Raw genomic sequence first — 7,979 nt, forward strand, 5'->3', positions numbered from 1 at the left:
CCCTACGGGGACGGGGGCACAGTCCCGTAGGGGCCGCCGTCCTCGGCGGCCCGTTCCCCCGTATGCGCCGCATGTGGGTCGGAAATGTCAAGAAATGTGCCGTGCAGCAATGCTACAGGGCGGACACAAGGTCCGCCCCTACTTAATAGCGAAAGGCAGGTTTTTTATATGGCAATAGCAACAAAGGTTGATCCCAGGGAAATACAAAGCGTACAAGTTCTCACGCCGCGGCTTTTAAAGCTGAAGGCGGAGTGGGAGGCGGCCGAGCCGCAGGTCTATGTGGACGACACGCTGCTCTTTACAAAATCCTGGCAGGAGACGGAAGGGCTCCCCGTGGACATCCGCTGGGCCAAGGCGCTGGAAAAGCGGCTTTTGGAGTGCCCGCTCCTCATCCGGGACGGCGAGCTCATCGTCGGCTCCCTGACGAAGTTCATCCGCGGCAACGGCACGCTGTGCGCCATGAAGCCCCGCGAAATCCTTGAAATGTGCAACTCCGGCCGGTTTGCCCGCAAAACCAGCGACACTGAGTCCACCAAGATCGCCCCCGAGGACCTTGCGGCCCTGAAGGAGGACGCCGAATACTGGGCGGAGCATATGCCCAGGGTGTCCACCGTCAACGCCGCCCTGGAGTACGACCTGGGCCCCGGCGTCTTCGACCTCCTGTTCGACAGAGCGTGCATCTTTGAGGGCCGCGGCGTCCGCTACAAGATGGACAGGGGCCTTTTCCAGAACTACAGCGCCTACGGCGGGGGCGTGGCCCAGGTATCCGTCAAATGCGTCGACCACGGGCTCAACTACGTCATCGACCTGTGCAAAAAGGAGCGGGCGCGGATGGTGGCGGAGGGCGACAACGCCCACTCCCACGGCTCGGCCCAGTTTTTGCGCAAGTACTGGCTCCTGGAGGCCTGCATCATCTCCTGCGAGGCGTTTATCAAGTACGCAAAGCGCCACGCGGACCTGGCCCGGGAGCTGGCGGCGGCGGAAAATCGCCCCGAGCGCAGAGCCGAGCTTTTGCGCATCGCCGAGGCCTGCGAGCGCGTCCCGGGCGAGCCGCCGCGGGACTTCTTCGAGGCCGTCCAGTGCGTGCGGCTGTATCATCTCGTCTGCTGGAAGGAGAGCTCCGACCGGCCCGAGGTTCCCGTGGGCCGCCTCGATCAGCTCCTTTATAAATATTACGAGGCGGACAAAAAGGCCGGCAAGGTCACCGCGCAGGAAGCCGCCGAACTCCTGGGCGCCCTGTGGCTCAAAATCCGCGAGTGCGAAAATCTCGTCACGATCCCCCGCGAGCAGCGGGCGGCCCCGGGCTCGCTCCTGCCGAACATCACCCTCTGCGGCGTCAACGAAAAGGGCGAGGACCTGACAAATGAGATTTCCTGGCTCGTGCTGGAGGCCATGGCCCAGATCAAGCTCTCCGAGCCCGCCATCTACGTCCGCTACAACCCCGACATGGACCCGGATTTTGTCATCCACGCCCTGCGCTGCAACCGCGAGTTCGGCGGCGGCAACCCGGCGTTTTTGAACGACAGGCTGGGCACCCAGCGTTACCTGGACAGGGGTGTGCCCATAGAGGACGCCTGCAACTGGAACGCCTCCGGCTGCCTGGGCTATCACCTGGACTGCATGGAGCACCTGGGCGGCGGCCACAACATCAACCAGACAAAGCTCTTCGAGCTGGCCCTCAACGACGGCTACGACCCGCGGACGAAAAAGCAGCTGGGCCCCCACACGGGCGACCCGCGGACGTTTACCGGCATCGAGCAGCTGGAGGAGGCGTACTTCAAGCAGCTGGAGTATTTCGTGCCGATCCTGCATAAGGTGAAGCTGCTCTCCCTGGCCACCGAGATCACGGACGGCCCCATGAGCGGCCTGCGCTGCGCCATGCAGTACGAGGACTGCATCCGCGAGGGCCTCACGCCCAAGGAGGGCGGCGCCCGCTATCCCGAGGGCAGGACGTCCTGGCTCGGCAGCCGCGGCATGGTGGATATGGCCGACAGCATGGCCGCCGTCAAAAAGCTCGTCTTCGACACCAAAAAGGTCACTATGGATACGCTGCTGGACGCCTGCGCCAAAAACTGGGAGGGCTGCGACGAGCTCCGCCAGCTGTGCCTGAACGCCCCCAAATACGGCAACGACGACGAGTATGTGGATGAGATTTACGACAAGCTCTCCACCAGGGTTCCCGAAATCATGCAGCGGTGGATCGACCCCATCACCGGCAAAAAGCCGATGCTGTTCATCGGCGCCGCCGCCGGGCACATCTCCATCGGCAAGGCCATCGGCGCGCTGCCTAACGGCAGGCTCTCCGGCTCTCCCACGAACGACGCGGCGTGCTCCGTCATGCCCGGCATGGATACAAACGGCCCCACGGCGGCCATCAACTCCGCCACCAACGGCCCGTATGCCAAGGAATTCGTCGGCTACGCGATGAATATGAAGTTCTCGAAGACCATCCTCAACACCGACGAAAAGCTCCAGAAGCTGGCCTGGCTGATAAAAGCCTTTATGAAGCGGGGCGGCTGGCACATCCAGTTCAACATCCACAGCCGCGAGGAGCTGCTGGACGCCCAGAAGTGCCCGGAGAATCACAAAAATCTCCTTGTCCGCGTCGGCGGCTACAGCGCTTATTTCATCGACCTGCCCCGCGAGCTGCAAAACGAGATCGTGCAGCGGACGATGCATGAAATGGTATAGAATTCCCGCCCACCCGCCCTTAAGAGGTATGGGGCTTCGCCCCATGCCCCATGATAGGGGGCTCCGCCCCCTATGACCCCAGCGGGGCTTTGCCCCGCACACTGTTCAAAGGGAAGTCTTGCCTCCGCTCAAGCCTTCCCCTGGGGGAAGGTGGCGCGGCAAAGCCGCGACGGATGAGGGCCCCCGCGTTCCAAGGCGCCCTCTTTGAGGGAGCTGTCGGCGCAGCCGACTGAAGGAGTGCTTTCCCGGCGCCGCTGAGGTTCCGAGCGGACGGCCTTCCTCGCCTCGTTGTCATTCCCGCGAAGGCGGGAATCCAGGGCCTTCCGACGGGGAACGTGGATTCCCGCCTTCGCGGGAATGACATGAGGAAAAGGCGGGAATGACATGAAGAAAAACCGGATGGCATAAGAAAAGGTTGGACGGCATGAGAAAAGGCCGGAATGGACATGAAGAGCGCGCGCTTATCTATCACAACTCAAGGAGAACTGCATGGAAAACAATACGGGGATCGTCTTCAATATCCAGCGGTACAGCATTGACGACGGTCCCGGGGTGCGAACGACTGTTTTTTTGAAGGGCTGCCCGCTCAGCTGCCTGTGGTGCTCGAACCCGGAATCCCAGCGCGGGCTGCCGGAGATCACGTATCGGTATACCTCCTGCAAAAGGTGCGGGACGTGCGTGCAGGTCTGCCCGGCGGGCGCCGTGACGCTGGACGGCGGCGGGGTACATATCGACAGGGACGCCTGCACGCTCTGTGAGGAATGTGTCCATCATTGCGTGCCGGAGGCGCTGAAGGTTTCCGGCAAAAAGATGACGGTGGACGAGGTTTTCAAGGTCGTCAAAAGGGACGCCGACTATTACGAGGCCTCCGGCGGCGGCGTCACGGCCTCCGGCGGCGAGATTCTGGCGCAGGCGGATTTCGTGGCGGCGCTTTTCAGGAGGTGCCGGGAGGCGGGCTACCACACCAACGCCGACACCTGCGGCTTCGGCGATCCGGCGGCGCTCTGTAAAATCCTCGAGTATTCGGACCTGGTGTTTTTCGACCTCAAGCATCTCGACCCGGCAAAGCACAGGGAATATTGCGGCCAGTCCAACGAACTGATCCTTGACAATCTGGCCCGCGTTGTGAAAAAGGGCGTGCCGATGGTCATCCGTGTGCCGCTCATTCCCGGATACAACAATTCGGAAGACAATCTGCGCGCCCTGGCGGAAACCGTGAAGGCCGCCGCGGGGGACGCGCCCGTGAATCTCCTGCCGTACCACCGGTACGGGGCGAATAAGTACAGAATGGTGGATATGACATATCGGCTCGAGGACGTGCCCGAGCTGACGCAGGAGGAGCTTAATAAAGCGAAAGCAATCATCGACTCCTACGGGCTCGCCTGCGAGATATCGAAATAAACGGAGGGGGAACATTCGTGATCAGGGTTAAGCAGCAGAAAATCGAGGACAGGACGTTTGCCAAAATGCGCGCCGAGCAGCTGGCGCAGTGGCCGACCGGCAGGGAGGTCGATATCGACGAGGCGGTAGAGTACCACAAGAAAATGCCGGACAGCAAAAACTTCACCAAGGCGCTGGCAAAATACAAGGCGGAGGGCAAGATCGGGCTGTTCCCGCGCTCCGGCGTCCCCGTCGTGGAGGACGAGATCAAGCTCCTCCAGGGGCTCAACGCCGTGGGCGTGCGCCTGTTCCCCTTCACCACCGATTCCTATACCCGCAACCTGCAGCTGGACAAAGCCCAGCGCGGGCTCGAGGAGAGCATCAGGACCGGAAAAAACAAAATAAACGGCTACCCCATCATCAACCACGGCGTCAAAACGACGCGCCGCGTCGTCGAGTCCTGCGAGGGCGCGTTTGACCCGCGCTCCTCCCGGGTGGCCAACAGCTTTGTGGGCGAGATCGCCTTTGCCTCCGGCATGACGGCCATGCCCAACAGCTTTTTCGGCTGGATCGGCGGCTACGACAAGAAGGCCACGCCCGAGGAGTGCATCGAGACGGCGCAGTATCTGGGCCGGCTCATCGGCCTGTACGCCGAAAAGGGCGTTATCATCTCGACCGACACCCACGGCTGGCTGCCCAACGGCGTCATCCCCATGTACGTCAATATCGCCACGCAGATCATCGAGGCGCTTATTTCCGCCGGGCAGGGCACAAAGAGCATCGTGCCGCTCATGAACTTCCAGGGCAACATCGCCCAGGACGTGGCGGAGATCAGGATCTGCGAAAAGCTCTTCCGCAAATATCTCGACAAGTTCGGGTTTACAGATACGATCATCCCCGGCGTCATCGGCAACCAGTCCTCGCTGTTCCCGTTCCCCCAGGACCTGGGCAACGCCTTCGGGTATATCAACTTTGTGGCGATGGAGGCGGCCATGACGGACCTCGCCGCCTGCTCGGTGAAGACCATCGACGAGGCGCTGGGCGTGCCCAGCATCGAGTCCCACATGCAGACGTACGCCTCGGCGGGCTGGATCTTCAACGTCGTCCGCCAGCAGAAGTTTATGGCCGACACCCCGGCCATCGCCCAGGAGATGCGCATGACGGAGCTTGCCGTCAGCGCCATTCTCGACAAGGTCCTGGAGATGGGCGAGGGCGACGTGGCCGTCGGCGTCGTCAAAGCCATTGAGGCGGGCGTGCTGGACTCGCCCTTTTCCATCAACATCTACCCGCGCGATCTGTGCATGGGCGCCCGGGACCTGGAGGGCGCCTGCCGCTACATCGACTACGGCAATCTGCCGATTCCCGAGGAGGTCCGGAAATACAACGACGAAAAAATCAGGGAGCGCGAGAAATTCGAGGGCGTAAGGCTGGGCTTCAAGGGCTCCATGGCCGACTTCTGGTGCCTGTCCCAGGGCAAGATCATCGGCACCTTCGACAAGGGCGGCGCGGCCGCGCGGGACGAAAAAATCGAGATGCGGCGCGTCCCCACCGTCGTCACCGGCACCTGCGGCGTCGACGCCCACGTCATCGGCACAAAGATCATCTCCAAGGCGTTGAAGGAGGACGGCTTCAACGTCGTGGCCCTGGGCGCGCAGACGCCGGCAGAGGAATTCATCAAGGCCGCCCAGGAGACGGACGCCGACGCCATGCTGATTACCTCCCTCTACGGCATGGCCGAGATGGACCTGCAGGGCTTCCGCGACAAGTGCGTGGAGGCCGGCATCGGCGATATCCTCCTGTACATCGGCGGCATCCTGGGCGTGGGCACCCGCGTCTTCGAGGAAGACGAGGCGACCTTTAAAAAGCTGGGCTTCGACAGGGTCTATCCCCCGGAGTCCGACGTGAAGCAGTCCATCCGCGACCTCTGCGGCGACTTAAAAAAGAGAGGCAGAATTTGACGCTGTTTTGCCGCTCTGATATTGGCAAGGCCGCATGAAAATGCGGCCTTGCAATGTGTGGACCGCGTTGACGGTGAGGACGGGCGATTGATAATCGCCCCTACGTGAGATGCACCCGTAGGGGCGAACTGCGTTCGCCTCCGTCCTTTCCCTCGGCACAACAGGAGGCATTCGTATGAGCGATATCCGCATTTTCATCGATTTCGGCAGCACATTTACAAAGGCGGTGGCCTTTGATCTGGATAAAGAGGCGCTATTGGCGCGGGTACAGGCGCCGTCCACCGTCGATACGGATGTCTCCCTGGGCCTCCGGGAGGCCCTTGACAGGCTCGGGGAGACGGTGCCCGTCGGTGATGAGGACATCCGGCGCGCCGTGGCGTGCTCCAGCGCCGCCGGAGGGCTCCGGATGGTCTGCATCGGCCTGGTGCCGGAGTATACGACGGAGGCGGGGCGCCTGGCCGCACTGGGCGCGGGGGCCAAAATCGTCGGGACGTTTTCTTACGAGATGACACGGGATGAACAAGAAGAGCTGGCCGCGCTGGCGCCCGACATCGTGCTGCTCACCGGCGGCACCGACGGCGGCAACAAAAAGACGATCCTCCACAACGCGCGCATGCTGTCCGAGCTGCAAAACGGTGTCAAAAACGTCATCGTGGCGGGTAACAAGTCGGCCCGGAACGAGATCGAGGCGCTTTTCGCCGGGACGCGCCAAAACGTCGTCTATACGAAAAACGTCATGCCGGAGTTCGGCCGGCTGGCGCTGGACCCTGTCAACGAGAAAATCCGGGAGCTCTTTATCAGCCGCATCACGGACGCCAAGGGCATCAGCCGCGTCCGGGAGATGATCGGCGGCGTTGCCATGCCGACGCCGTCGGCTGTCCTGGAGGCGGCAAAGCTCATCGCCGACGGGGCACGCGGCGCGCCGGGCCTGGGGGAGCTCCTGCTGGTGGACGTGGGCGGCGCGACGACGGACGTCTATTCCGTGGCCCGGGGCGCCCCCACAAAGGAAGGCGCGGCGGTCGCCGGCCTCCCCGAGCCGTACGCCAAGCGGACGGTGGAGGGGGACCTGGGACTGTTCCACAATCTCGACACGCTCTCCGGCATCGCCGCGCAGGCTGAAGATTTGTACGACGACCGGAAAGCGGCCTTTGAGGCAAAGGTCGAAAAGCTCCGGTCCGCGCGCAGCATCCCGGAGGACGCCGACCTGACGGAGTGCCAGCTGACGCTCTCGCAGCTGGCCGTTAAAACGGCGGTGGACCGGCATGCCGGCACGGTGAAGCTGGTAGTCACCACCAGCGGTGAGTTCTGGGTCCAGCGCGGCAAGGATTTGACGCAGGTCAAAACCGTCATCGGCGCCGGGGGCCCCGTGGTGTTTTCCGCCGACCCGCGCCGCGTCCTGGCCGGCGCCGTCTACAGGGGCGACGCGCCCCATATCCTCAAGCCGAAGGCACCGCGGTTTTATCTGGACAGCCGCTATATCCTCTTCGCCGTCGGGCTCTTAGCCCAGTCCGACCCGGCCAAGGCGCTCAGGATCATCAAGAAATATCTGCAGGAGATATAAGGCCGGCGAACACAGTCATACACGGACGGCCAATGGCCGTCCCTACGATATGGATTGTTGGTCGTCGTAGGGGCGAACTGTGTTCGCCCGCTCCTGTCGGCGCGGCAGAGCCCCAGGGCAAAGGGACGGGGGAACGTGGATTCCCGCCTTCGCGGGAATGACAGGGCGTTGAGGCATCGCAAGATACTTTGGGGCGTCGCAAGGCGGGGGTTCATCCGGCGTGACCGGGGTAATAGCGGCGCGGGACAAAGGCAGGCGAGCGCAGTTCGCCCCTACGGCATGGGGTTGGTCGTCGTAGGGGCGAACTGTGTTCGCCCGCTCTGTCGGCGCGGCAGAGCCCCAGGGCAAAGGGACGGGGGAACGTGGATTCCCGCCTTCGCGGGAATGAC

4 protein-coding genes are annotated in these 7,979 nt (G+C 62.8%); all 4 read left to right on the forward strand.

The features are described from left to right. Window positions 1–168 precede the first annotated feature (168 nt). The 4 genes from BUB60_RS17430 to glmL all read left to right on the forward strand — a co-directional run bounded on the left by BUB60_RS17430 (window position 169) and on the right by glmL (window position 7,590). Window positions 169–2,691, forward strand: a complete 2,523-nt coding sequence (locus BUB60_RS17430; protein WP_073082118.1) for a pyruvate formate lyase family protein — start codon at window positions 169–171, stop codon at window positions 2,689–2,691. A gap of 489 nt (window positions 2,692–3,180) precedes the next feature. Continuing rightward, entirely contained in the window at window positions 3,181–4,092 is a 912-nt protein-coding gene (locus BUB60_RS17440; RefSeq protein WP_073082124.1) for a glycyl-radical enzyme activating protein, read from the forward strand. A 17-nt stretch (window positions 4,093–4,109) separates the two neighbouring features. Beyond that, complete coding sequence (gene glmS / locus BUB60_RS17445) at window positions 4,110–6,029, forward strand: methylaspartate mutase subunit S (protein WP_073082126.1); 1,920 nt, start codon at window positions 4,110–4,112, stop codon at window positions 6,027–6,029. Between the two features lie 175 nt (window positions 6,030–6,204). Then, window positions 6,205–7,590 carry a methylaspartate mutase accessory protein GlmL gene (glmL, locus tag BUB60_RS17450; protein WP_073082129.1) on the forward strand — a complete coding sequence of 462 codons (1,386 nt, stop codon included), beginning with the start codon at window positions 6,205–6,207 and terminating at the stop codon, window positions 7,588–7,590. Window positions 7,591–7,979 lie beyond the last annotated feature (389 nt).

Origin of the sequence: Sporobacter termitidis DSM 10068 (assembly GCF_900130065.1) — a bacterium.
GTDB lineage: Bacteria > Bacillota > Clostridia > Oscillospirales > Oscillospiraceae > Sporobacter > Sporobacter termitidis.